General features: G+C 45.9%; 25 protein-coding genes. 13 read left to right on the top strand and 12 right to left on the bottom strand.

All coding sequences use genetic code 11. The annotated features are described in order from the left end of the window. Window positions 1-23: 23 nt before the first annotated feature. From ligA to AOT11_RS02940, 3 genes are all read left to right on the top strand, one after another. Window positions 24-2,033, top strand: a complete 2,010-nt coding sequence (gene ligA, locus AOT11_RS02950) for an NAD-dependent DNA ligase LigA (protein WP_017421050.1) — start codon at window positions 24-26, stop codon at window positions 2,031-2,033. 495 nt (window positions 2,034-2,528) lie between these two features. Continuing rightward, a complete protein-coding gene (locus tag AOT11_RS02945) occupies window positions 2,529-3,878 on the top strand; it encodes a hypothetical protein (RefSeq protein WP_017421049.1) in 1,350 nt (449 codons plus the stop codon). A gap of 74 nt (window positions 3,879-3,952) precedes the next feature. After that, entirely contained in the window at window positions 3,953-4,321 is a 369-nt protein-coding gene (locus AOT11_RS02940) for a DUF2799 domain-containing protein (protein ID WP_017421048.1), read from the top strand. Between the two features lie 140 nt (window positions 4,322-4,461). Here AOT11_RS02940 and AOT11_RS02935 read toward each other — a convergent pair whose 3' ends face one another. The 5 genes from AOT11_RS02935 to AOT11_RS02915 form a co-directional block, all read right to left on the bottom strand. Next, the gene (locus AOT11_RS02935; RefSeq protein WP_011078318.1) at window positions 4,462-4,914 is read right to left on the bottom strand and encodes an NfeD family protein; all 453 of its coding nucleotides are present in this window, start codon (window positions 4,912-4,914) and stop codon (window positions 4,462-4,464) included. Between the two features lie 9 nt (window positions 4,915-4,923). Then, window positions 4,924-5,847, bottom strand: coding sequence for an SPFH domain-containing protein (locus AOT11_RS02930; RefSeq protein WP_026050466.1), 924 nt, complete (start codon window positions 5,845-5,847; stop codon window positions 4,924-4,926). A 163-nt stretch (window positions 5,848-6,010) separates the two neighbouring features. Continuing rightward, window positions 6,011-6,865 carry a co-chaperone YbbN gene (locus AOT11_RS02925; RefSeq protein ID WP_017421046.1) on the bottom strand — a complete coding sequence of 285 codons (855 nt, stop codon included), beginning with the start codon at window positions 6,863-6,865 and terminating at the stop codon, window positions 6,011-6,013. 288 nt (window positions 6,866-7,153) lie between these two features. Continuing rightward, on the bottom strand, window positions 7,154-7,981 hold the full coding sequence (locus AOT11_RS02920) for an SDR family oxidoreductase (RefSeq protein WP_017421045.1): 828 nt from the start codon (window positions 7,979-7,981) through the stop codon (window positions 7,154-7,156). Window positions 7,982-8,021: 40 nt separating this feature from the next. Further along, window positions 8,022-8,936, bottom strand: a complete 915-nt coding sequence (locus tag AOT11_RS02915; RefSeq protein WP_026050465.1) for a TIGR01777 family oxidoreductase — start codon at window positions 8,934-8,936, stop codon at window positions 8,022-8,024. A 213-nt stretch (window positions 8,937-9,149) separates the two neighbouring features. Here AOT11_RS02915 and AOT11_RS02910 point away from each other — a divergent pair, with 213 nt between their 5' ends. From AOT11_RS02910 to yfcE, 5 genes are read left to right on the top strand one after another with little or no spacing between them, the layout of a single operon-like run. Then, a complete protein-coding gene (locus AOT11_RS02910; protein ID WP_013572244.1) occupies window positions 9,150-9,884 on the top strand; it encodes a DUF1538 domain-containing protein in 735 nt (244 codons plus the stop codon). After that, window positions 9,881-10,675 (top strand): DUF1538 domain-containing protein, encoded by a 795-nt coding sequence (locus AOT11_RS02905; protein ID WP_017421043.1) that lies wholly within the window; start codon window positions 9,881-9,883, stop codon window positions 10,673-10,675. Before AOT11_RS02910 ends, AOT11_RS02905 begins: the two co-directional genes overlap by 4 nt. Further along, window positions 10,665-11,015, top strand: coding sequence for a P-II family nitrogen regulator (locus AOT11_RS02900; RefSeq protein WP_026050464.1), 351 nt, complete (start codon window positions 10,665-10,667; stop codon window positions 11,013-11,015). The genes AOT11_RS02905 and AOT11_RS02900 overlap by 11 nt, the downstream gene beginning before the upstream one ends. After that, complete coding sequence (locus AOT11_RS02895) at window positions 11,012-11,419, top strand: CBS domain-containing protein (protein WP_017421041.1); 408 nt, start codon at window positions 11,012-11,014, stop codon at window positions 11,417-11,419. The genes AOT11_RS02900 and AOT11_RS02895 overlap by 4 nt, the downstream gene beginning before the upstream one ends. Window positions 11,420-11,465: 46 nt before the next feature. Next, complete coding sequence (gene yfcE, locus AOT11_RS02890; protein ID WP_026050463.1) at window positions 11,466-12,017, top strand: phosphodiesterase; 552 nt, start codon at window positions 11,466-11,468, stop codon at window positions 12,015-12,017. A gap of 35 nt (window positions 12,018-12,052) precedes the next feature. Here the strand turns inward: yfcE and AOT11_RS02885 are convergent, their stop codons facing one another. From AOT11_RS02885 to AOT11_RS02870, 4 genes are read right to left on the bottom strand one after another with little or no spacing between them, the layout of a single operon-like run. After that, a complete protein-coding gene (locus AOT11_RS02885) occupies window positions 12,053-12,331 on the bottom strand; it encodes an Rdx family protein (protein ID WP_026050462.1) in 279 nt (92 codons plus the stop codon). Between the two features lie 9 nt (window positions 12,332-12,340). Next, complete coding sequence (locus AOT11_RS02880; RefSeq protein ID WP_017421038.1) at window positions 12,341-13,096, bottom strand: sulfite exporter TauE/SafE family protein; 756 nt, start codon at window positions 13,094-13,096, stop codon at window positions 12,341-12,343. Between the two features lie 51 nt (window positions 13,097-13,147). Further along, a complete protein-coding gene (locus AOT11_RS02875) occupies window positions 13,148-13,678 on the bottom strand; it encodes a regulatory protein ToxS (RefSeq protein WP_017421037.1) in 531 nt (176 codons plus the stop codon). Next, window positions 13,679-14,551, bottom strand: coding sequence for a winged helix-turn-helix domain-containing protein (locus AOT11_RS02870; RefSeq protein WP_011078305.1), 873 nt, complete (start codon window positions 14,549-14,551; stop codon window positions 13,679-13,681). Between the two features lie 232 nt (window positions 14,552-14,783). On the opposite strand from AOT11_RS02870, the gene htpG reads away from it, so the two are divergent. The 4 genes from htpG to AOT11_RS02850 all read left to right on the top strand — a co-directional run bounded on the left by htpG (window position 14,784) and on the right by AOT11_RS02850 (window position 20,003). Beyond that, the gene (gene htpG / locus AOT11_RS02865; protein WP_026050460.1) at window positions 14,784-16,688 is read left to right on the top strand and encodes a molecular chaperone HtpG; all 1,905 of its coding nucleotides are present in this window, start codon (window positions 14,784-14,786) and stop codon (window positions 16,686-16,688) included. Window positions 16,689-16,993: 305 nt separating this feature from the next. Next, the gene (adk, locus tag AOT11_RS02860) at window positions 16,994-17,638 is read left to right on the top strand and encodes an adenylate kinase (protein ID WP_017421034.1); all 645 of its coding nucleotides are present in this window, start codon (window positions 16,994-16,996) and stop codon (window positions 17,636-17,638) included. 138 nt (window positions 17,639-17,776) lie between these two features. Continuing rightward, window positions 17,777-18,787: a ferrochelatase gene (gene hemH, locus AOT11_RS02855; protein WP_017421033.1), complete on the top strand. Its 1,011-nt coding sequence runs from the start codon at window positions 17,777-17,779 to the stop codon at window positions 18,785-18,787. Window positions 18,788-18,890: 103 nt separating this feature from the next. Beyond that, window positions 18,891-20,003 carry a methyl-accepting chemotaxis protein gene (locus tag AOT11_RS02850; RefSeq protein WP_017421032.1) on the top strand — a complete coding sequence of 371 codons (1,113 nt, stop codon included), beginning with the start codon at window positions 18,891-18,893 and terminating at the stop codon, window positions 20,001-20,003. 73 nt (window positions 20,004-20,076) lie between these two features. Here AOT11_RS02850 and AOT11_RS02845 read toward each other — a convergent pair whose 3' ends face one another. After that, complete coding sequence (locus AOT11_RS02845; RefSeq protein ID WP_017421031.1) at window positions 20,077-21,465, bottom strand: peptide MFS transporter; 1,389 nt, start codon at window positions 21,463-21,465, stop codon at window positions 20,077-20,079. 305 nt (window positions 21,466-21,770) lie between these two features. Between AOT11_RS02845 and rfaH the strand changes: the two genes are divergently transcribed. Beyond that, on the top strand, window positions 21,771-22,277 hold the full coding sequence (gene rfaH, locus AOT11_RS02840) for a transcription/translation regulatory transformer protein RfaH (RefSeq protein ID WP_013572233.1): 507 nt from the start codon (window positions 21,771-21,773) through the stop codon (window positions 22,275-22,277). Window positions 22,278-22,359: 82 nt separating this feature from the next. Here the strand turns inward: rfaH and asnB are convergent, their stop codons facing one another. Both asnB and AOT11_RS02830 read right to left on the bottom strand, forming a co-directional pair. After that, window positions 22,360-24,024 (bottom strand): asparagine synthase B, encoded by a 1,665-nt coding sequence (gene asnB / locus AOT11_RS02835; protein ID WP_017421030.1) that lies wholly within the window; start codon window positions 24,022-24,024, stop codon window positions 22,360-22,362. A gap of 216 nt (window positions 24,025-24,240) precedes the next feature. Next, window positions 24,241-25,833, bottom strand: coding sequence for a cation:proton antiporter family protein (locus tag AOT11_RS02830; RefSeq protein ID WP_017421029.1), 1,593 nt, complete (start codon window positions 25,831-25,833; stop codon window positions 24,241-24,243). Between the last annotated feature and the right edge of the window lie 56 nt (window positions 25,834-25,889).

The raw sequence follows: 25,889 nt of genomic DNA, 5'->3' as shown, positions 1-25,889 counted from the left end.
TATCGTGATTTAAGGGCTGGAAAATGTCTGAATCCAAGCAGCAATATTTAGAAGAATTAAAACAGCAACTGCATCATCACGCAGTTCGTTACTACGTTGAAGATAATCCTGAAATTCCGGATGCCGAATATGACCGCATGATGCGTGAGTTAATGGCGATTGAAGCGGAGCATCCGGAGTGGATGAGTGTTGACTCACCGAGTCAGCGAGTGGGAGGTGTCGCTCTTGATAGTTTCCGCCAAGTGACACATGAGATCCCGATGCTTTCGTTGGATAATGCCTTTAGCGATGAAGAGCTCGAGAGTTTCCTTAAACGCGCACAAGATCGTATGCCAAGTGCTCATATTGATGCATTTTGTTGCGAGCCTAAGCTTGATGGTTTAGCAGTCAGCCTTCTCTATGAAAATGGCGTTTTGGTTCAGGCCGCGACACGAGGTGATGGTGCCACTGGCGAAAATATTACCGAAAACGTGCGTACCATTGCTTCTGTGCCACTGAAATTGCAGGGAGAAGGTTGGCCTTCACGCATCGAAGTTCGTGGTGAAGTCTTCATGCCCAAAGCAGGCTTTGAAAAACTCAACGACATCGCTCGCAAGAAAGGCGAAAAACTATTCGTCAATCCGCGCAATGCAGCGGCGGGAAGCTTACGCCAACTTGATTCGAAGATCACCGCAACTCGTCCGTTGGCGTTTTATGCGTATAGCGTGGGCGTCGTTGAGGGTATCTCACTGTCATCAAGCCATTACCAGCGTTTCTTGCAGTTAAAGCAATGGGGCTTACCTATGTGCCCTGAGACGAAGTTGGTTAATGGATTGGAAAGCGTTAAGGCATTCTACACCGACATTTTAAATCGACGCGATGCATTGCCATATGAAATTGATGGTGTCGTTATTAAGATTGACGACATTGCGATTCAAGAAAAATTAGGTTTTGTGGCACGCGCACCGCGTTGGGCTATCGCGTATAAGTTTCCTGCACAAGAAGAACTCACGACATTAAACGATGTTGAATTCCAAGTCGGACGTACTGGCGCCATTACTCCCGTCGCAAAATTAGAGCCTGTATTTGTGGGTGGTGTTACCGTCAGTAATGCAACGCTTCATAACGCTGATGAAATCGAACGCCTTGGTGTGATGGTTGGTGATACCGTCGTGATTCGACGCGCCGGGGATGTGATCCCACAAATTGTTTCTGTGGTGAAAGATCGACGTAAAGGGGATGAAAAAAACATCGTTTTCCCGACCTCTTGCCCAGTCTGTCACTCACATGTTGAACGTATTGAGGGAGAGGCGGTGACTCGCTGCTCTGGCGGATTGGTGTGTCAAGCGCAGCGAAAAGAGGCGCTAAAACATTTCGTCTCTAGGAAGGCACTCGATGTTGATGGGCTGGGTGACAAGGTCATCGAGCAGCTTGTAGACAAAGAAATGGTAGAGACACCTGCGGATTTGTTTACGTTATCTGCAGGCGTTTTAACGGTACTTGAGCGAATGGGACCAAAGTCAGCGCAGAACATCGTCAACGCCCTTAACGTTGCGAAAGAGACCACGTTGGCGCGTTTTCTTTATTCTTTGGGAGTTCGAGAAGTGGGCGAGGCAACCGCGGCAAATTTGGCTCGCCATTTTAAAACACTAGAAGCAATACAAACTGCAACGCATGAGCAGTTAATCGAAGTTCCCGATATCGGTGAAGTCGTCGCTCGTCATATCACGGCATTTTTTGCTGAAGAGAAAAATCAAAGGGTGGTGCAAGCACTTATTGAACAAGGGATTGTTTGGCCCGCTGTTGAGGAGCTTGGTAGTGAGATACCTCAGCCATTAGCAGGCAAAGTCGTTGTACTAACCGGAACCTTGACACAGCTCAGTCGTGGCGATGCAAAAGCGGCTTTGGAACGATTGGGGGCTAAAGTCACGGGAAGTGTATCCAAGAAAACAGATATCGTTTTTGCTGGTGAAGCGGCGGGTTCAAAATTAACCAAAGCGCAAGAACTTGGCGTGGAAATTCAAACAGAGCAAGATTTACTCGCACTTCTGTAACCTAAAAAAGATAAAATAAAAACTAAAACCCTCTAAATTGACGTTTGGAGGGTTATTTTTTTATGTGAAATAAATACTGGTTAACGAATGAAAATATCGATAAAAATTATTCCGTGAGCCAGATCGTGTGCTGACTAAATGCTTTACGTAGAAACATATAATGCGATGAGGTTCAAATCGATTTATTTAAGTTACTGTTTATAAAGCTTTTGTTTATTGCTTCTAGTTTGGATGGAAAATAAGATCTAGATCATGTTGATTTGAGGAAATTTGGTCTTGCTCATATTTTTTTAGAAAAAAAATAAGTTCCTATTGGATGTTTTCCGCTGCGAAGTTAGTCTATGAGCCATGGATACACACGGTGTATGCAGGAAATAAAAAAAACCAAAATTAGGATTAATTAGGTTTTTTCGTAGGAAATGATTTCTCCCTTCGGCGGCCAACTAAAGGTGAGAATGAAAAAATACAGCTATATCCATTTTTAGGAGTTTTTCCATGGACAAATTTTTTAAAGTATCTGCCATAACTGCAGCAATGGTAGGCGCAATCGCAGCAGCTCCAGTTTCAGCTGCGGACCAAGTAGGTCCACAGTATGCAGGTGAGGTTTCTGAGTTTTTTGCTGAATCAACCATCAGCGGTAACTTTAACATGTGGATGCGTGCTCGTGATCGTGGCAACGTTGATGCAAACGGTAACGATACTAAGAAAGAGACAAACCTGAACCACGGCAGCTTGTTTATCAACCTAGGTTTTAATTCGGGTTACGTCAATGATGTCGTTGGTGCGGATTTCGTTATCTATAGCACTTGGGATATGTGGAATGATTCAGTTGGTGCTGGTCATGAAATGAACTTCCTTGACTGTGATGGTCCTGCATCTGCTGGTTGTTGGAACAACCTAGAAAAAGGCGGCGTCTCTTTTGCAACAGCAGCTGCTAAGTTTAAGTTTGGTGACAATGTTCGCGCTAAACTAGGCTACTTCCAACCATCAGTTGCAAGCGGTTTAGGTGTAAACTGGTCGTTCGCTCCTGGTACTTACCGTGGTGGTGAAATTGGTGGTACATTCGGCAAGCTTGATTTAGGTTTCGTGGTTGCTGATGAATACAAAGCACCATGGTACAAAGAAACTGACGCTTTCAAAGGTGTTGATGGCGATGATGAGATTTTGTTCTCTCTAGGTGCTCGTTATACTTTAGATAACGGCATTAGCTTAGACGGTGCTCTTTCTAAGTTGGATGAGCGTACAACAGCTCACTTTAAAGTGAAAGGCACAACTGATGGTGGCTTCTACTGGTCTCCACAACTTTATATCGTTCAAGATGAAAACCAATATACAAATGATGACCTAGGCTACCAGTTGGCGTTCTTGTCTAGTTTCTCTGCTGGTGCTTATTCTTTCCGTGCTGAAGCAACCTATACTTCTGCAGACGAAGATGGTAACTGGTTTGCATACCGTCCTACAGCAGGTTACGGTGGCTCAAATGGTGCGTATGAAATTTGGTGGAACAACCGTTCAGACTTTAACCATCATGAAGAGCTAGCTGTTTTCGGTTCTGTATCTCGTGACTTTTCTGATATTGGCGGCACAGGGTTTAGTGCTGGTGTAAGTGCGGCTCTTGGCACTGGTGCTTCAGTTGCAGGCTACGATGATCTAACTGAATACGCGTACAGTATGTTTGCTAACTACGCAATTCAAGCTGGTGCATTGAAAGATGCGACTGTAGCATTCCACTACACTCAATACTTCAATGATTCTGATGCTCCAAACTGGACTGGTTATGCAAACGCGTTCCAAGATGAGACTGATTTCAAGTTGATTCTAGCGATTCCTTTCAACGTAAAATAAGTTGAACCCAGTATAACTGCCTACTAAGCTGAGCACTAATAAGTGCTCGGCTTTTTTCTTTTCTAGGAGGCAACATGAAAAATTATAGTTTGGCAGCACTGTGTTTCATAGCTCTTGCTGGTTGTACGTCCTCGACGCCAATGACTTCGGAAGAGTTTTGGTTTAATCAAGGATATCGATTTGGCGTTCATGGTTATCAACAAGAGTCAGAGTCACTAAGTGCGATTAAGGAAAAGGTTCCCTTTGAGCAGAATGCATATATGCAGGGGTATGAAAAAGGGAAGAAAGAATACTGTGACCCTTTTCATGCTTTTGAAAAAGGTATTAGAGGGATTCGCTATACGGGACAATGTAGTGAGTACGCGAATGAGGCGATGATCAAAGCGGAATGGCAAAGGGGATGGGACACCTTCTTGGGAGCGGATTTTTATCGTTTTCGCTAGATACTAGATAAAGGTACGATGTGTTGGCGTAGCGATCGTTAAGTTACAAATTGTATTTGTCATTTTTTAGCAATACTAGTTGACGACAGAAAGAGGCTCTTTTGGAAAATAAGGCCTCAAACTGTCCACGCAATTAAGGACTAAGCGCTCACTTCAACCTTCAACACAATTCCATCTAAGGCGATAATTTTAATTTTACTGCCTGCTGGAATATCAATATCAGAATGTGCTGACCAAGTGGTGTCTGCCACTTGAATTCGATTCATGCCAGCATGGATATCCTCTTTTAGAATAATTTCTTGGCCAACCAGTTGTTTTTGCTTCTGATTAAGATCGCGTGATGAATCATCTTGCTGATCTTTTGCAAGCTGTTTGCGCCACCAAAGCCAAGTCGTCACGAGTGAGAACACTGCGAATGCGCTCCACTGCAGTTGCCAACTCATAGGGATAAGAGACAGCAACAGACCAACCAGTAAAGCCGACAAACCAAGCCAAAGAAAGTAACCTGCGGTGCCCAACAGTTCCACTGCCAATAAGGCTAGCCCGAGAGCTAGCCAATGCCAGTGATTGATGCCATCTAATAACTCAATCACAGCGCCTCCTTATTTTTGTGAATCGCCGCTTTGCTTGAACATCTCAGCAATACCAGCAATTGAACCCATTAGACCAGAAGCCTCAAGTGGGAGCATGATGATTTTCCCATTTTCGGCTTGGCCAATGGTCTTCAATGCTTCAGTATAGCCTTGCGCAATGAAGTAATTTACCGCTTGCATGTCACCTTTGGCGATTGCGTCAGAAACCATGGCTGTCGCTTTTGCTTCTGCTTCAGCCGCACGTTCACGAGCTTCTGCTTGCAAAATGGCAGCTTGTTTTTCCCCTTCTGCTTTGAGGATTTCAGATTGCTTTTGACCTTCTGCGCGTAGAATTTGTGCTTGGCGAATCCCTTCGGCTTCGAGAACTTCGGCACGTTTGTTACGCTCGGCTTTCATTTGTGCGTTCATTGCCGCCGTGAGATCCGCTGGTGGCTGAACGTCTTTAATCTCGATACGTGTGACTTTAACGCCCCAAGGGTTGGTGGCTTGGTCGACGATCGAAAGCAATTTCGTGTTGATCATATCGCGCTGACTAAGCATTTCGTCCAGCTCCATTGAGCCGAGTACCGTACGCATGTTGGTCAAGGTGAGGTTACGGATCGCGTGCTGCAGTTCACTGACCTCGTATGCGGCTTTCGCAGCATCAATGACTTGAACAAAACAGACGGCATCGATTACAACGTTGGCGTTGTCTTTAGAAATAACTTCTTGAGCAGGGATATCGAGAACCTGCTCCATCATATTGATTTTGTGGCCGATACGATCGATGAAAGGGACGATCAGGTTGAGGCCTGGTTTTAGCGTAATGGTATAGCGACCAAAGCGCTCCACCGTCCAGTTGTGTCCTTGTGGTACGGTTTTTACTGCTGAGGCAATAAAGGTAATCGCAACAAAAACGAGTACCGCGATAGTGACTAACGAGTCAATTGGCATAATTCCATCCTTCTGAATAAATAAGATATGCAATTGGTTTATTTTTGCGCAGAATGATAAGTAAAACAATGCAATAAATGCGAATTGACGCTAGTTTCTGACAGAATAAAGGCCGGATTAAGCCAGCCTTAAGTAATTGATTTGAAAGTAAGTTGAAACTAATTTAGTAAAGGATGGAGTAGAGTTGTCGACGGTAGCGACTGGCTACGGCATTTCCTTGTCCTAGTGCGGAAAGAATGTCCATAAAGGTTTTCCGTACTTCACCATCTCCGATGCTTAAATTAACTTTCAATTGTGACCAGAGTAGCGCCAGCGCTTCCTCTTCTCTACCGACTTGCTGATACTGGATCGCTAGCTCACAGGTGATAGTGTGATCTTCTGGATTCACTTGGTGTTGCTGCTCCAATTTTTGGATCTCAGGGCTGTTGGTGGCCTGTCTTTGTAGGTCGAGTTTCGCGATCAAGCCTTTATAGTAATTGTCCTGATATTCTAAAGGAATGTTTGACAGTAGTTGCTCTGCTAAGTCGAGTTGATGAAGCTCTAATAAGCAATTGGCGTGAGCCAACTTGATATCACCTCGTTGTGCGATGGCCTCAGACAACAACGCGATTTTCTCCAACGCCTCAGTATGGCGAGATTGCTGGATAAGCTCGCTGACCTCTTTCAGCAGCAACTCATCTTGTGACGGTAAGTGTTTATCCAGCATGGCCTGAATTTTTTCCAACGGATGAGGACCCCCTAAACCATCGACTGCTTGCCCATTGATGAACAATGCGGTGGTTGGCAACACTTGTACGCCGAACTGTGCGGCGATGGGACCTTGCTGTTCACAATCGAGCAGTGCTAAGACAAACGCGCCTTGATATTGCTGGGCGAGTTGGCGGAGAGCAGGAAGATGTTCGGTGCTCTCAGGATAAGCATTTGCCCAAAAATGTACCAATATTGGTGTTTGTGTTGAGCGTTCGATGATTTCACGAAAATTTTGCTCATTGATATCAACAATGTATGGAGATTGCATTTTGGGATCCTTATCAAGACAGTCTTATCTCAACAAGATATTGGGTAGAGAGCCTGGTTTTTCAAGCACAAAAAACGCTGCAGAGTGCAGCGTTTTGTCGAGTGGCAAGCGAAAGTGCCTAAATAAGTATAAATATTGTCAGCACCACACCCACACTTAGCCAGTTTAATTGATTTAATGACATGAACTAGGTGCTCGTTTTGTTAGCAGTGAAAATGACCGAGATTTTGTGGTGATGAGTAAATTATCATCCATTTGTGACGAATTGATTACATTATCAGCAATAAATTACGCCGCTCTTTTTAATATTTCATCCAGCCAGCGCGTTGGTAGAATCCGTTTGAATACAGCAAACAGCTTAGTTGGTGTGGTCACTCGGTAACGTATTTTCGGTTTCTGACTGGTTAGCGCGTGCAACACTGGCTCAATACAAGACTCGGCAGGTAAGACGAAACTGCTCTTCGAGTTGGTATTCTCTAGGCGATCTTTTTGCGCCAGATAGCTCTCTCTGTGAGGGCTGTTTTCAATATCAATCCATTGCAAAAAGGCTTGCAGCGCGTTGTAACGAAAACGGGTTTCGATCGGGCCCGGTTCGAGGATGGCAATGTGAATATTCGTGCCATCGAGCTCAAGCCTGAGGGTGTCGCTCCAACCTTCAATCGCGAACTTAGAGGCGTTATAGGCACCGCGATATTTCATCGCAGCGAATCCTAACACGGAGCTATTTTGCACAATGCGTCCCTGCTTGTTCTCTCTCATGATCGGTAATATTTCACGTACCAATTGATGCCAACCAAAAAAATTGCTTTCAAACTGGGCTCTCAATGCGTCGGTGGGGAGATCCTCCAGTGCACCAGGTTGCCCATAGGCACCATTGTTAAAAAGTCCATAGAGTTGCCCGTCGCTGATCTCTAGGGCTTGTTGAACTGCAAGAGAAATGCAGTTGCTATCGGCTAAATCGAGTTGAATGCACGTGAGTCCTTCGCTTTGCAAGCGCTCAACATCACGGAGATTTCGACAAGAAGCAATGACTTCAAAGCCGCTTTTTTGCAGTGCGTGCGCACAGACGTACCCAATACCACTCGAGCAGCCTGTGATTAAGACCCATTTGGTCATGATTAGTCCTTAAATAAATTCGATGTTAAACGCTTGAGAGTCAGTGTTTGGCTTTCAATAAGTGATTTAAAGCGGGTTCAATTCGAGAAAAGTGGAACGTAAAGCCAAGTTCGGTCAAGCGTTTTGGCTTAGCACGAATGCTATCAAACAGCAGGCAAGACGATTCTCCCATCATGAGTGTCATAACCCACTTGGGCGTCCAGAGAAAATGAGGGCGATGAAGGGATTTCGCCAAGGCGCGGCTAAACTCTTTATTGCTAACCGGATGCGGTGCACAGACGTTGTACTCACCTTGAGCGTGAGGCGTTTCGAGCAGAAAAACAATCGCTCTCACCATATCTTGCAGGTGTATCCAAGGTAGGTATTGCTTGCCACTGCCAATAGGGCCGCCTAAGCCAAATTGGTAGGGCAATAACATTTTCTTGAGCGCACCCCCGTGAGGAGCCAGAACCACGCCAGTGCGCAATAAGCAAACACGCGTCAGGTCTGATTGCGCCCGCTTCGCAATTTGCTCCCAATGAGCGCAAACCGTATGAGTAAATCCGGCACTGTGAACGTGCAAACACTCATCAAATGGATGAGCTTGTTGATCACCATAGTAACCTACCGCCGATCCACTGATAAAAACGGCTGGGGGCTTAGCACTGGCGTGAATCAACTCGACCAAAGCTTCGGTCACTTGCCATCGACTGTCGCAGATGGCTTTTTTTTGTGCTGCACTCCAGCGTTTGTCGGCGATAGGTTCGCCTGCCAAATTAATCACGGCATCGATATCGTTCAAATCTTGCAGAGAAGAGAGGTCATCAAGGTATTGAATGTTGCCTAAGTCTACAAAACTCAAATTCTTCTTTGCCGCTTCGATGTTACGAGTGAGCAGTAGGATCTGATGAGAAGACAACGTTTTCAGCAGTTCCGAACCGATAAAACCTGTTCCACCAGTCAATAGTATTTTCATGCACGCCTCCATACCTGCATTTAGTATATGGCACAGATAAGTACGCAGCCAACCCTATGATAGTTCAATGGTTCATCTTGCCCTTGTTTCTGAGTAAGGTCACATTCTTGTCAAAATGTAACCAATTATTACTGTGCTTTTCACACGAATCACATCGCGACGAAAAAAACTCTGCAATGATTACAACAAGGACAATCACACTAAGGACAGCGGATGAATGCAATCATAGCGTTACTTAAAGCGTTTGCGGCAAGTGCGAGAGACTTGTTGCCCATTGTTGTGGTGATTGTTTTCTTTCAAATCGTTGTACTCAAAGAGCCACTACCCAATATTTTGTCCATCGGCTTTGGTCTTGTTCTTGTGATCCTCGGTTTGACCTTTTTTATCTTTGGCTTAGAAATGGGGCTCTTTCCCATTGGCGAATCGATGGCGCAAGCTTTTGCGAGAAAAGGCAGTGTGTTTTGGTTGATGGTTTTTGCGTTTTGTCTTGGTTTTGGTACGACGATCGCAGAGCCCGCCTTGACCGCGGTCGCTAATGAAGCGGCAGAAGTCGCGGCGGAAGGAGGCATGATTGCCCATACAGAAGATTCTATGGATGAGTATGCCAACGGCTTGCGTTTAACCGTAGCGTTGTCAGTTGGGGCTGCGATAGTACTTGGCGTACTGCGCATCTTAAAAGGTTGGCCAATTCACTATTTGATTATTGGTGGCTACATTGGCGTGGTGGTGCTGACGGGGTTTGCTCCGGAAACCATTATCGGCATCGCATACGATTCGGGAGGCGTCACGACGTCTACCATCACTGTTCCCCTTGTGACGGCGTTGGGGGTGGGGCTCGCTTCATCCATTAAGGGGCGAAACCCGATGATTGATGGTTTTGGCTTAATTGCGTTTGCCTCCTTATTGCCCATGATGTTCGTCATGATCTACGGCATGGTGGTGGCATGATTGAGTTCGAACGTTTTACCGACACTTTAACCACCACCGTATTGGATGTTGTTCCCATAGCGGTGATCATTTTTGGCTTTCAATTTGCCATTTTACGCAAGCCAATTACCAATCCATTGAAAGTGTTGCTTGGCTTTGGTTACGTGATCATTGGTTTAGCCTTATTTTTGATTGGCTTGGATCTCGCTCTTTTTCCATTGGGTGAGACGATGGCGATACAACTGACGGAGCCTGCGTTTCTACAAGCCGTGCGAATCAGCATAGGTCAGCAGTTAGAATGGGTGGATTACTACTGGGTGTACCTGTTTGCGTTTTTTATCGGCTTTAGCACGACTATCGCTGAGCCCTCATTGATTGCGGTGGCGATTAAAGCGAACCAAGTTTCTGGTGGGAGCATTGGTGTTACGGGTTTGAGAGTGGCTGTTGCTATAGGTGTCGCTTTTGGGATTGCCCTTGGAAGTTATCGTATTGTGGTCGGCGATCCGATTCATTATTACATCATTGCTGGCTATATCATTGTGGTCATTCAAACCTACTTTGCCCCAAGAATGATTATTCCCCTAGCTTATGATTCCGGTGGCGTGACGACATCGACCGTGACAGTGCCGTTGGTTGCCGCACTAGGGCTGGGGCTTGCTTCAACCGTACCTGGCAGAAGCCCATTAATTGATGGGTTTGGCTTAATTGCTTTTGCCAGCCTTTTTCCGATGATATCTGTGATGGGCTACGCGCAAATAACGCAGTGGTTCAATCGCCGCTATTCGTCACAGGAGGATGATGATGCGATTTAAATTGATTCTAGCATTCGTGGAAGACAGTAAAACGGATGTGGTGTTGGATGCCGCGCGAGAAGCGGGGGCTACCGGAGCGACCGTGATTAACAACGCTCGCGGTCAAGGTTTGAATCAAAAACGCACTTTTTTTGGCCTCACGCTGGAAGTGCAGAAAGACGTCTTACTGTTCGTGGTTGAGGAGCACTTATCGCGACATATATTGGAAACCATCAGTGAAGTCGGGGAATTTGATACCGAATCTGGGCAAGGGATCGCCATTCAAATCGACATAGAAGATGCCGTAGGTGTGGCGCATCAAGTCGCCAAGTTAACCAAAGTGGTTGAGGATGAAATATGAACAGTCATGAGAAAATCCGAGTGAGAGACGTAATGGCCAACACCTTTGTCGTGGTGGATGGCCTTACGACGGTGCACCAAGGGATCACACTGGCACGCGCACATCAGGTGAAAGCGCTGGTGGTGAATAAACGTCATGAGGATGATGAATTCGGTATCGTTTTGATGAACGATATCGCCAAAAAAGTGCTGGCAAAAAATCGCTCGCCTAATCGCACCAATATTTATGAAATCATGACTAAGCCAGCATTGTGTGTTTCGCCGGATATGAACGTAAAATACTGCGCACGTTTGTTTGAGCGTTTTGGCATTAGCCGAGCACCAGTGATTGAGAATGGTGAAGTGATCGGTATGGTCAGCTACAACAATATTGTGATCAATGCCATGGCTCGGGATGACGAGTAGTCTTTGCAGCGTTAGAATACCCTAGTATTTTTAGGGGGAAGTGCTTGTGAAATTATTTTTTGCTTCGGATTTGCATGGCAGCCTAGAGGCGACAGAGCAAACATTGGCGTTATTTGAACAATCAGGAGCGGATCACCTTATCTTACTAGGGGACATACTCAATCATGGACCAAGGAACCCTGTTCCTTCGTCTTATAATCCACCTCAAGTGGCAGAGAAATTAAATCAGTACGCCAACCAAATTATCGCGGTCAGAGGCAATTGCGATAGTGAAGTGGATCAGATGTTGCTCTCTTTTCCAATGATGATGGATTACAGTTGGGTATTGCTTGAATCAGGCGCTCGACTCTTTCTCACTCATGGTCATCTGTACAATGCCAAACAACAACCTGCGTTGAAAGCTGGGGATATTTTGGCGCATGGGCATAGCCATGTGGCGCTAGCGGAGCAGCAAGGGGAGATCGTCGTTTTCAATCCGGGCTCTGTGACTTTTCCTCGGGAAAATCAACAGGCTAGCTATGGCCTCTTTGAAAATGGCACCTTGTCCGTCATTTCATTAGAAGGTGAGCTGTTACACTCCTGCCAAATTGGTGGCTAAAATTCAGCACGTCAAATAAGGCAGTCACCACTGCCTTATTTTTTGTCAACGTGACCAAGATCCCTTTCGGGGGCGATGATATCGCGGACTCTTTGTTTGAGCTTTTTTGCTTCAGGAAAACCACCATCTCGCTTTCTCTCCCAAATCAGCTCATCGTTGCAGTGGATCTCAAAACGCCCACCAGTATCGGGATAGAGGGTAATAGAGGCAATCTCCTCACTGAACGTATGCAATAACTCTTGGCTCAACCAAGTCGAGCGAAGCATCCAGTTACACTGGCGGCAGTAATAGATCTCAATTTTCGCTTTGAGCATCGTCAATCCTTAAAATAACAATTTAAGCCCAACGGCAAAAGTCAGCAATTCAAAGGCCATTTTTACCGTTCGATTACTGTAGCGATTCGTCATCCATGCGCCAAGTGCGCCACCCAAAAAAGAGCTTGCGAGAAGAATGGGTAGCCAAGGCCAATGAACAGGTGCGCCAGCTTGCACTACTGCAATACCACCAATACCGTTCCAAAAGAAACCGACGCATATTAGCGTAAGAGCAACGGCTTGCTTGTAATCGTAACCAAACCAACGGACCAAAAACAGGGTCACTAATAATCCAGAGCCTGCAGTGAGAGAACCGTTAATGATGCCGATCAATAGTAGCCCAACACCACCCAGCAACCAGCCAGAAAGCTCCCTGTTTCGAGGCTTTTCTTCTTGGCCGAGTTGTTTTTTGAATCGTGAGTAAACGCCAAGCAGTAATATCATTATCCCGAGCATAAATTCCGCGATGTTACTTGGTATCAGCAAAACGATATTTGCCCCAATAATCACGCCAATACTGCCAGTCAGAATCAGATAGAAAGCGGTGGTAAGTTTGATTTTCCCCGATTTTAAATGCGTGTATGCGGCACCAAGACCGAGAGCCACACTGGCCAGTTTGTGAGTCGCCAGTGCCACACCAAAAGGCAAGCCCAGAAAAATGAGCAGGGGAAATTGCAGCAACCCTGCACCTCCGCCAGCAAGAGAGGCGAGTGTGTTGGCAATCAGAGAGCCGAAGAAGAGAAACAGTGTTGAAATCCAATCCATATATACACCAAAGGGAGCATCCCGCTCCCTTATTTGATGACTAAACGAGCATCAGTTAGAAAACAGTACTGATGAGCCATGGTTCAGGCTGGTCAGCAATAATGTTTGGTCATTAACGATGTCGATGCGACGGCTTTGTTGTGCATCCATTTTGAATACTTTCGTGATGAGTTTGAGTTGAGCATCACTGAAATCTTTTGATTGGGAAGAAGAGATGTCTTTAAACTCTTTTGCCGTCACCAACAGATAATTGTCGCTGACGTCCCAAGTGCCTGATTCAGAAATGTTGATCACCACCTCTTGAGAGGACTCATTTGAGTAAAGCTTCAACACCGAAACGCGCACGTAATTGCTATTGGGCAGATACTTAACGTTCGACGTTAAGGTGACTCTGCGCAGCGGTCCGACGGATCCTTCATTTTGCAGATCATCAGTGATGACAGTCACCATATAGGACTGCCACTCTTTGGAAGTCAAAACCTGCTCAACTTTGAGGTCGCTACCCCAATAAAGCCACCCACTAAAAACAGCCGATGCAGCCAAAACAACAGAAGCAATTCGAAGTTTCATTGTGCACCTCATTTATTTACAGATAGAACCAAGATCGTTTTGCTCTGAGAAAATTCTCAGCGTCACGTTCTCGTTTGAATGTGGAAGTGTGTGGATGTAATTGAGGATCAACTGATTACCCTGGCCACCTGTCGCGATCACTTTTACTGGAGCAGAATCGCCAGTATGCGTTTCTGCATACTTATTAACACACTGCCTAATAGAAGGCATCCAAGCTTGTAATGGTGGATGATTCAGTGGAGTGAGCACTTCCACACCATTGACATTTTCCAGTAAACGGAACTTAGACTCCGACGGATTGGTGAGTAAGACAACGCAGAGTGGCAGCAGTGCGGCTAACAAGAATAGCCCTTTAATTAGCCAATTTTTTTGCGACGCGGCCATCTTTGTTGACGTGCCAGCATTATGCGCGACATCTCTACCAATTTCTGACGAGGATGTTTGAACCGCGTCAGTACTGATTTCGTTTTCTAATTCTTCTTGATCTAATGCTTCAGAAGCTGCGTCATTCACGTTGTTGGTTGAATCTGACAGGAGCGGGTTAATGCGCTCAACCGAACAGATCAACTGATAACCACGTTTTGGAACCGTTTTCACAAACTCAGGGGACTTTGTAGAGTCTTTGAGCATTTTGCGTAAGGTAGAAATCGCTTGAGTTAGGCTGGAATCATCGACTTCGAAACCTTGTTCGCGCCAAACAAACTCATGCAACTCGTTACGAGTTAACACCTCGTTAGGTTTTTCTGATAACAGAAGTAAAATTCGACTTTCATTGCTACCTAATCGAGTCACTTCATTGTTGACAGCCTGATCAAGTAATGTGTTGCTGTTAGGATCGAAAACAAATCGCTGTGCGATTACAAACTTAGTGCCGATATTACTCATGAGGTTCTTCTTTATATCGATGATTCAGCGTTTTTTGGTGCTTATTTGCGCAATAAGCGCTTAGACCAACATCTCTTATGCTTCTTTAGATGTATTTAGCTCAATAGGATAATTAAATTTATCTAAAAAAACAGCGTTTTTACCACAATTGACCTTGAATTTACATTTGTCAGCCATATGTTACGTAACAAGCGATTGATTTCCCACCCAATTAGAGAACTTTGGAGTGAAAATGAACGAGACAGTAGCAAATAACAAAGAAACTCGTGGCTTTCAGTCAGAGGTAAAACAACTTCTCCATCTGATGATCCACTCACTGTATTCCAATAAAGAAATCTTCCTACGTGAGTTGATCTCCAACGCCTCCGACGCTGCCGATAAACTGCGTTTTCAAGCGTTGTCAAATCCTGCTCTTTATGAAAATGATGCAGAATTGGGCGTGAAGCTTTCTTTTAACGAAGAACATAACACGCTGACGATTTCCGATAACGGGATTGGTATGAGCCGCGAAGAGGTTATTTCGCATTTGGGCACCATTGCCAAGTCTGGTACGGCGGAGTTTTTCTCTAAACTATCTCAAGAGCAATCAAAAGATTCTCAGCTGATTGGTCAGTTTGGTGTCGGTTTCTATTCAGCCTTCATTGTGGCTGATGCAGTGACGGTACGAACTCGAGCGGCGGGTCTTAGCGCAGACCAAGCGGTACTTTGGCATTCTGCAGGTGAAGGTGAATACACCGTTGAAGACATTACCAAAGAATCACGTGGTACTGATATTATTCTGCACATGCGTGAAGACGGCAAAGAGTTCCTTAACGAGTGGCGTTTACGTGATGTGATTGGTAAGTATTCCGATCACATTGGCATTCCTGTTTTTATTCAAACCCGCGTTCGCGATGAAGAAGGCAAAGAAACAGAAGAGGTGAAGTGGGAGCAAATCAATAAAGCTCAAGCACTTTGGACGCGTAATAAATCCGATATCTCAGACGAAGAGTATCAGGAGTTTTACAAGCATGTCTCTCACGATTTTGCTGACCCATTACTTTGGAGCCACAACCGAGTAGAAGGCAAAAACGACTATACCAGCCTCCTTTATATTCCCTCGAAAGCGCCTTGGGATATGATGAACCGTGACCATAAATCTGGTCTTAAACTCTATGTTCAACGCGTTTTCATCATGGATGATGCTGAGCAATTCATGCCATCTTACCTGCGTTTTGTGCGTGGTTTGATTGATTCCAACGATCTGCCGCTCAACGTCTCTCGCGAGATCTTGCAAGACAACAAGGTGACTCAATCGCTACGCAGTGCGTGTGCCAAACGTGTCTTAACCATGCTTGAGCGCTTGGCGAAAAATGACGCAGAAAAATACCAAACCTTCTGGAAAGAATTTGGCTTGGTGATGAAAGAAGGCCCCGCTGAAGATTACGCGAACCGCGAGAAAGTGGCGGCGTTGTTACGCTTTGCCTCAACAGAAGTGGACTCTGCAGAGCAGACCGTTTCTCTTGAGTCTTATGTTGAGCGTATGAAAGAAGGCCAAGATAAGATCTACTACCTCACAGCAGACAGCTATGCGGCAGCGAAAAACAGCCCTCACTTGGAGCAGTTTAAAGCCAAAGGTCTTGAAGTTATCTTAATGTTTGACCGTATTGACGAATGGTTGATGAACTACCTAACAGAGTTTGATGGTAAACAGTTCCAGTCAATCACGAAAGCAGGCCTTGATCTTAGCCAATTTGAAGATGAGCAAGAGAAAGAGAAGCAGAAAGAAACGGAGCAAGAGTTCCAGTCAGTGGTTGAGCGCACCAAGAGCTACTTGGGTGATCGCGTGAAAGAGGTGCGTACCACCTTTAAGCTAGCGAATACCCCAGCGGTGGTGGTGACCGACGATTTCGAAATGGGCACGCAGATGGCTAAGCTACTGGCTGCTGCAGGTCAGGCTGTTCCTGAAGTGAAGTACATTTTTGAGATTAACCCAAATCATACGCTGGTTAAGCAAATGGCGGATGAAGCGGATGAAGAAGCGTTTGGCCGCTGGGTTGAGGTATTACTCGGCCAAGCGATGTTGGCGGAACGTGGCTCAATGGAAGATCCTAGCCAGTTCTTAACGGCCATTAACTCGCTTTTGACTAAGGGCTAATAAGGCCAAAATCACCAAAAAGCTCGCATTTGCGGGCTTTTTGTATGTATCGGCATTCAACATGCAAAAAAATGATGGTTTCCAAAGCGATTTGTGAGAGCTTGAACATTCTTTAGTCTTAACTGACTCTAGAACGAGAAATTATGTGGTAGAATGCCAACTTGAAACGAAATCCACAGGCGTGTAATGTGCACGCCTATTTTATTGTCAATTTGAAGAACACTTATACCGAAACTTACCGTGGGGCATAGCCTAGTTGGCAGTGAGCTTCGGTATAAATCATCATAATCGAAAGAGGATTCAACATGCGCATCATTCTTCTAGGTGCTCCAGGTGCAGGTAAAGGCACACAGGCTCAATTCATCATGGAGAAGTATGGTATTCCACAAATCTCTACTGGTGACATGCTACGTGCTGCTATCAAAGCAGGTACTGAGCTTGGTAAACAAGCAAAAGCTGTTATCGACGCTGGTCAGCTAGTTTCTGATGAAATCATTCTTGGTCTAATCAAAGAGCGTATCGCTCAAGAAGATTGTGCGAAAGGTTTCCTACTAGACGGTTTCCCACGTACGATTCCACAAGCTGACGGCCTAAAAGAAATGGGCGTTGATGTCGATTACGTTATCGAGTTTGACGTTGCTGACGATGTGATCGTTGAGCGTATGGCAGGTCGTCGTGCGCACCTGCCTTCTGGTCGTACTTACCACGTTGTGTACAACCCACCTAAAGTGGAAGGTAAAGACGACGTAACAGGTGAAGATCTTGTTGTTCGTGATGACGACAAAGAAGAAACCGTACGCGCTCGTTTAGGTGTTTATCACTCACAAACGGCACCACTTATCGAGTACTACGGTAAAGAAGCGGCAGAAGGCAACACGAAGTACCTAAAATTTGATGGTACTAAGCAAGTTGCAGAAGTGAGTGCTGATATCGAGAAGGCATTAGCATAATAGGTAATACCTATTATCAACCGTTTTCAGAATTTTGTTATAGTGAAGCGACCTTAAGGTCGCTTTTTTATTATGGCCATCAGCAGTTTAGTTTTGTCATTATTCGCAATGGCTCAAATGACGTTGCACAACTGATCGATGTCGCCACCTTTTCGTAAAACCACCTTCAGCCACTATCGTAGAGAAAGTATGAACAACACAAAAAAACGCGGAGTGCTTTTAGTCAATCTCGGAACTCCCGAAGAAGCAACGGCCCCAGCCGTAAAACGATTTTTAAGCCAGTTTTTGCATGATCAGCGTGTAGTGGATATGACGCGTTGGCTATGGTGCCCTATTTTACATGGCATCATTTTACCTATTCGTTCGCCTAAGGTTGCCAAGCTTTATCAAACCGTTTGGATGAAAGAAGGCTCACCGTTAATGGTGTACAGCAAGCGACAGCAAGTTGAGTTGCAGGCAAAACTCAATTGCCCTGTGGAAATTGGTATGACCTATGGCACACCCAGCGTACTTGATGGCGTGAACAAGCTTCAAGCTCAAGGTGTGGATGAGATTTGCGTTTTACCTCTGTACCCCCAGTATTCAGGCACCACAACGGGAGCGGCGTACGATGCACTTGCGCACGCGTTGCGTAAGGTTGCCGTCGTGCCCAGTATTCAGTTTATTCGTGACTATCATGATCACCCTTTGTATATCAAAGCATTGGCTGAATCGGTACGTCAATCATGGCAGGTGCAAGGCAAAGGGGATTACCTGCTTTGCTCCTATCACGGTATTCCACAACGCTACGCCGATAATGGCGATATCTATCCTCTGCATTGCGAAATGACAACCGAGTTACTGCGTCTCGAATTAGGGTTGGACAAATCCCAAATTGGCACCACCTATCAATCTCGCTTTGGTCGAGAAGAGTGGCTGCAACCCTATACGGATAAAACGTTGGAATCGTTGCCCGCGAAGGGCATCAAGTCTCTTGATGTGATAACCCCTGCGTTTTCGGTTGATTGTTTAGAGACGTTAGAAGAAATCTCAGAGCAAGGCCAAGAAAGCTTTCTGCATGCAGGCGGTGAGCAGTATCGTTTTATTCCTTGCTTAAACGACACCCCAAGTCACATTGAAATGATGGCAAGGCTCGTTACAGAGCGGTAATGCGTTCTCATTACAAGATTCCTATCCTCAACGCCGTTTATCTCGCGGCGTTTTTTATGCCGATTATCGGTGTTCATCCAAGCCAAATAGCATAGCTAGCTCAATGGAGCAGGCGGCAGAGCTGGCCAATGAGAACGCAGAACAGTCTATCACCTTTCTTTATGGTATCGCGGCGATTGCTATTGTCATTGGTTTGTTGTTCTCCTTTGTCATCACGCGATCGTTAATAGTTAAAGTGCAAAGAACGACCAATGTGCTGCAAGATATTGCTCAAGGAGAAGGAGACCTCACTATACGCGTGCCTACCAGTGGTAATGATGAACTTGATGTATTAGCTGGTCATTACAACACCTTCGCAGGCAAACTTCAGCACGCCATTCGTCAAATGAGCGAAGCGGCTGCCCAGATGCTGCAAGCGGCTGAGATTTTGGCATTAAAAGCACGAGACACACAAAGTGAAGTGCGAGAGCAGCAATCTCAGGCGCAGGTTGCGGCGTCGGCGATGACGGAAATATCGGCGAGTGCGCAAGAAGTCAGCGCGAGTGCTCAGCAGGCAGCGGATCTTTCACAATCGACGGCTGATTCTGCGACGCAAGGTTCAAAAGTGGTGATGGAAGCAACGCAGTCAATGCAAAAACTCAACGAGCAAATTGCCAGTGCTGGCGATACGGTTGAACAACTTCGAGCCGACAGTGAACAAATTGGTACGGTGCTGGATGTTATTCGCAGTATCGCAGAGCAAACCAACTTGCTCGCGCTGAATGCGGCGATTGAAGCGGCAAGGGCAGGGGAGCAGGGGCGAGGATTTGCGGTGGTGGCTGATGAAGTCCGTTCTTTGGCATCGCGCACCCAAGAGTCGACTGAAGAGATTCAGGCCATCATCGGTAGTTTGCAGCAGCGAGCCGAATTGGCTAACAAGGCAATGCACCAGAGCCGTCAAAGTGCTGAGCAAACCGCAGAGCAGGTGCACTCGGCAGAATCTGCGTTGACCTCAATCACAGGCTATATCACCCAGATCAACGATTCCATCGGGCAAATATCTACAGCGGCGAATCAGCAGGCAATCGCGTCGGATGAGGTCAGTGTCAATGTGAACAATATGTCCGACATCTCAGAGAAAACACTGGTGCAATCGTCTGAAACCACAGAATCCGCTCAGGCGATGAAGCGATTGGGTGAACAAGTAAACCAGCTACTGAAACAGTTCAAAGTGTAAACTTAGTTCATTCAACATAAAAAAGCGCGCCAATCGTTGGCGCGCTTTTATGCTTTTGCACTTTAGACACAAATTAAGAAACTAAGGCTTGTTGTTCTTCAATTTGTTCTGCGGTTGAACTTCCACTTTCAGCCCCATGCATCCAACGTACAAGTTGGTTTGAGAACAGAAGTAGAATCACACCCGATACAGTAGCAGTGACAGCGATACCGCTAAAGATTGCCATAGCACCTAGCTCGCCAACGTGAGAGCCCACATAACCCGCCACGTAGTTCGCGATCGCATTACAGCCGAACCAAGCGCCCATCATCAAAGATGCGAGACGCAAAGGCGCCAATTTGGTGACAAGAGATAAGCCAATGGGCGATAGACATAATTCCCCCAGAGTATGGAAGAAAAATGCGCCAACAAGCCATAGCATGGATGTTTTTACCGATGTATCACCGCTTTGTTCAACAACGGCACCGACCATACATAAGAAACCCAGCGCGAGGAAAAACATCGCTAAAGCAAATTTAACGGGTGAATTCGGCTCGCGTTTACCCAGTTTTACCCACAATACAGCCAGTACTGGCGCGAGCGTGATGATGAAAAATGGGTTCAATGATTGAAACCATGCAGCAGGAATCTCAAAGCTGCCGATCATGCGGTCAGTATACTGTTGGGTGTAGATATTCATTAGGCCGCCAGCTTGTTCGAAACCCGCCCAGAATACGATGGTGAACAAGCTCATCACGAGGATCACTTTGATGCGATCCACTTCTTCTTTGGTTAAGGCTTCTTTTTGGGCTGACTTCTTAATAGCGAGATCGCGCTTTGCTGCTGGCTCACGGCCAATATCTCCTAGCCATGATTGTGCGAGGGCCATTTGCATCACTAAGCTAATAAGCATGCCGATACCGGCAGCAACAAACCCCGCTTTCCAGCCGAATTCCGTGGTCACTGAACCTGACACGACACCAGCGATCAACGCACCGAGGTTGATACCCATGTAGAAAATCGTGAACGCACCATCTCGGCGGTTATCACCTTCTTGGTATAAATCTCCCACCATGGTTGAGATATTTGGTTTAAACAGACCGTTACCCGCAATCAATAAAGCAAGGCCTAGATAGAAGGTGTGAAGTGAACCTAAGCCAAGTGCATCAGCAGGAAGCGCTAGGGTGAATTGACCAATGGCCATCAACGCGCCACCAATCAGGATCGAACGACGCTGACCTAGGTAGTTGTCAGCAAGGTAGCCACCAATAAGGGGGGTAATGTACACCAAACCTGTGTAGGTGCCATAGAGGTCGAGGGCATCTTTGGTAGACCAGCCCAAACCGCCATTGATGGTGGTGTCGGTGAGGTATAAAACTAAAATTGCACGCATTGCGTAATAGGAAAAACGTTCCCAAAGTTCAGTACCGAACAAAAGGAAAAGGCCACGAGGATGACCAAAATATTGATGTTGGTTTGGCATAAGTTTGACTAATTCTAGTTATGAAATTTTTTATAGGCGAATACGTATACTCCTCGTTGTTTAAATACTCAAACATTTTTAAATGGCAGTAGATTGTTCGGTTTGTATTTAACCTTTTGTTATAAAAGGTTTTCCAATGTTTTGCTTGGGTGGTTTCTACGTGTTAGAAACTAATATTCCATTTTTGGTCCTGCGAATTAACGTTTAGCAAACAAAATGTATTGGTTTGTATGATTGCAACTCACGCGATTTCCTATAGTCTGGCGAAATGCTAGGATAAACAAAAAATAGATGGCTAGTGATAAATGAAAAAGTGGTATTTGCTGTATTGTAAGCGCGGAGAGCAGATCCGAGCGAAGCAACATTTAGAAAACCAAGGTGTTGAGTGTTTCTATCCCACCATAGAAGTTGAAAAAATTCTGCGTGGGAAACGCCAAACAAAGAGTGAGCCCTTATTTCCTTCCTACATTTTTGTTCGCTTCGATTTTGAAATAGGCCCGACGTTTACCACTGTTCGTTCAACCAGAGGTGTGGTGGATTTTGTGAAGTTTGGCGCGCAGCCAAAAGAGCTCCAAGGGGATTTGATTTATGAACTCAAGCTTCTTGAACAAGAGGGACATCAAAGTGCGTTGCAGGGGAGTAATTTGCCGAAACCGGGTGATTCGATCAAAGTGAAAAGCGGGCAGTTCGCGGGTATCGAGGCCATTTTCCAAGAACAAGATGGCGAAACACGTTCAATCATGCTGGTTAAAATGATCTCCCAGACCGTGCCAGTGAGCATTGAAAATAGCGACCTAGAACTGAAAGGATGAAGTGAGCGGTCAACAAACCTTAGTAAAGAAGGCACCTTGTGGGTGCCTTCTTTCGTTGTTGTTATCGTGAACGACGTATGGATTAATACGCTTCGTTATGCACTGCTTTCACTGCTCGACCTGACGGGTCAATACAGTTTTTAAAGGACTCGTCCCACTCAATCGCTTTAGCGGAAGAACAAGCTACTGATGGACCACCAGGGACACACTCTGCCGCCGATGGCAGTGGGAACAACTCTTCAAAAATTTCGCGGTATACGTAGCCTTCTTTTGTTGTTGGCGTGTTGTATGGGAAGCGGAATTTTGCGGCTTCCATCTGTTGATCGGTTACTTTCTCTTCTGCAACGGCCTTGAGTGTGTCGATCCAGCCATAACCCACGCCATCAGAGAACTGCTCTTTTTGACGCCAAGCAATGGAGTCTGGTAGGTAGTGCTCAAAGCACTCACGAAGAATGTGTTTCTCCATTTTGCCGTTGCCACACATTTTATCCGCAGGGTTCAAGCGCATTGCAACATCGATAAACTCTTTATCCAAGAATGGCACTCGACCTTCAACACCCCAAGCCGCCAGCGATTTGTTTGCGCGAGCACAGTCAAACATGTTGAGAGCAAGCAGTTTACGTACTGTCTCTTCGTGGAACTCTTGTGCGTTAGGTGCTTTGTGGAAGTAGAGGTAGCCACCAAAAATCTCGTCAGCTCCTTCACCAGAAAGTACCATCTTGATGCCCATGGCTTTGATCTTACGTCCCATCAAATACATTGGTGTTGACGCGCGGATGGTCGTGACATCGTATGTTTCGATGTGGTAAATCACATCACGAATTGCGTCTAATCCTTCTTGAATGGTGTACGTCATTTCATGGTGTACAGTGCCAATTTTCGCCGCCACTTCACGGGCTGCTTTGAGATCTGGAGCACCGTCAAGGCCAATAGCAAATGAGTGAAGTTGAGGCCACCAGGCTTCAGTTTGTTCGTCGTCTTCAATACGCATTGCGGCATAACGTTTAGCAACCGCAGAGGTAATAGAAGAATCAAGTCCACCTGACAGTAATACACCGTAAGGCACGTCTGTCATCAACTGACGTTTCACCGCCGCTTCAAGCGCTGCGGTTAGTTCTTCCTTGCTGCTGCTGTTGCCTTGCACCGCTGCGTATTCATTCCAATCGCGAATGTAGTAACGTTGAGGGCCCGCATCGGTTGAGCTGTAGTAGCTACCTGGAGGAAACTCACTGATGGTTTTGCAAACTGGAACCAACGCTTTCATTTCTGACGCGACATAGTAGTTGCCGTGCTCATCATAACCTTGGTAAAGCGGGATGATACCGATGTGGTCACGTCCAATTAGGTACTGATCTTTCTCTTCATCGTAAAGAACAAAAGCGAAGATGCCGTTTAATTCTTCTAGGAGATCGGCTCCCATTTCTTGGTAGAGAGCGAGAATCACTTCACAGTCAGAATCTGTTTGGAAATCATATTTGCCTTCGTAACGAGCACGAATTTCTTTGTGGTTGTAGATTTCACCGTTTACTGCAAGGATGAGTTTTTTATCTGGGCTGTAAAGAGGCTGCGCGCCGCTGTTAAGACCTACGATCGCAAGACGCTCATGAGCAAGAATTGCTCGGTCTGATGCGTAGATCCCTGACCAGTCTGGGCCACGGTGACGAAGTTTTTTCGACATCTCTAAAGCGATAGGGCGAAGCGCCGCTGCGTCGCTTTTAATGTCTAAAATGCCAAATACTGAACACATACAACATCCTTTTTAATTAAATCATTTCTAAACGGTATGGCTTCAATTTGCCAGTCTGAACAAAAAAAGCAACACTCTTCGATAAAAAAAGTAAACAAAGGAGCTAATGATTAAAAAATATTTAATAAAAACGCTGAATTGGTGAATGTAAATAAGGTTTTGGTGAAAAAGGAAGCAAAAAGGCCCAGTTTTGTGGGCCTTTAATGGGGGATATGCTTAATTTGAGGGGGGAGCAAACTGAGGTCGAAGTTGTTCACACACATGGCGCGCAAAGCCGCTGCCCGCTTCGTTATAAATATTAAAGGCAGCGTGTACGCCATTGTTAGTGAGCATCTCTAATTGGTCAGTGTATTCGGCAATCGCGGCAATTTGTCCTTGGTAGTTGCGACGTTTGAGCTGCTCAAGCGCGGTTTGATTACCTTGGTGGTGAGGCATGGCTAGTAAAACCAGCTTCACATTCGCGGTATCAAGAATGCGCTCCCAAAAGTCAGGGTCAGTGGCATCTCCTGCAATAACGTTTCTACCTTCTTCTCGATGATGCTGCGCAGCTTCTTCTCTCACTTCTACGCCTAAGCTGATTTTGCCGTAACGAGCGCGCAGTTCATCATAAGCCCCTGTTCCGATACGGCCCATACCCAGGATCAAGACTTGCGCGTTGCCTGGGTTGATCAACTGATCACGCTGATTGAGCTTTTCTGCGGCGGTTTCTTGCAGCCACTTTCCTGAGTGTTGATAGATTTGGTGGCCCATCTTGCTCAATGGCGCCGCAAGAATAAAAGAAAGTGAGACCGCAACAGCAAGGGCGACCAAAATATCACTCGGCATCCATCCCATTTTATAAGCTAAGCCGCCAACAATAAGGCCAAACTCACTGTAGTTAAACAGTGTCAATGATGCGAGCAAGGACGTGCGCACACGAAACTTAAAGTGATTGATGGTTAGGAAGTAAAGAAGGCCTTTCAGTGGCAGTAAGAGCAGGATGAGTAGTGCCAAAGAGACGCCAGTTAAACTGAGCGAGGCCGATAAACCGATATTGAGGAAGAAGCAGACGAGGAAAAGCTCCTTCATGTTAAATAGGGATTTGGCGAGCTCCGAGGATTTGCGGTGACCAGCTAATAACATACCTAGCACGAGCGCGCCAAGGTCTGGTTTCATACCGACAAGTTCAAATAACCCTGCCCCTGCGACAAGTGCGAAGAATATACCAAACAGAACCAGCATTTCCCCGTGACCAACCCAGTCAAGAATCTTGTAGAAAAGAGGGCGTAACAAGGGCAAGGCGAATAGAGCAATGGCGTACCAATGGGGCAATTTCCCGGTTGAGGCGGTGAGGAATACCACGGCGAAGATATCTTGCATGATCAAAATACCAATCGCTAACGTGCCGTAAGTGGCGTTCATTTCGCCTTTTTCTTGTAATGATTTTACGGCAAAAACGGTACTGGAGAAGGAGAGTGCGAAGGCAAGCAAGACTAGGTGGCCAGTTTCCATCTCTGACAGAGAAGAAATCCCGAGAAATTTTAGTCCAACAAACGCTGCGGTAAACAGTAATGTCGACAGAAGGTTATGAGCGGTCGCTCCTGCCCATATCTCTTTAGAGAGTAGGGTTTTGATTTCCAGTTTTAAACCAATGGTAAAGAGCAGTAGTGTCACCCCAAGATCGGCGAGTGTGGTGATCGTTAGATTACTTTCAAAACCAAATGCATGCAGCGCAAAACCCGCAAGCAGAAAACCGACAAGTGGAGGTAAGTTGCACTTTAGTGCTAAAAAGCCCGCCACAAAAGCGGTGGTTATCAAAATTATTTCCATGGTGCGCGCGTGACTTCCTTCAGATGTAAAAAGGGCTGTGTAAACACAGCCCAATT

It is taken from the genome of Vibrio vulnificus NBRC 15645 = ATCC 27562, from assembly GCF_002224265.1.
Lineage (GTDB): Bacteria > Pseudomonadota > Gammaproteobacteria > Enterobacterales > Vibrionaceae > Vibrio > Vibrio vulnificus.
Note: the sequence above shows the minus strand (reverse complement) of the source record. Positions and strands in the feature narration are given on the sequence as shown.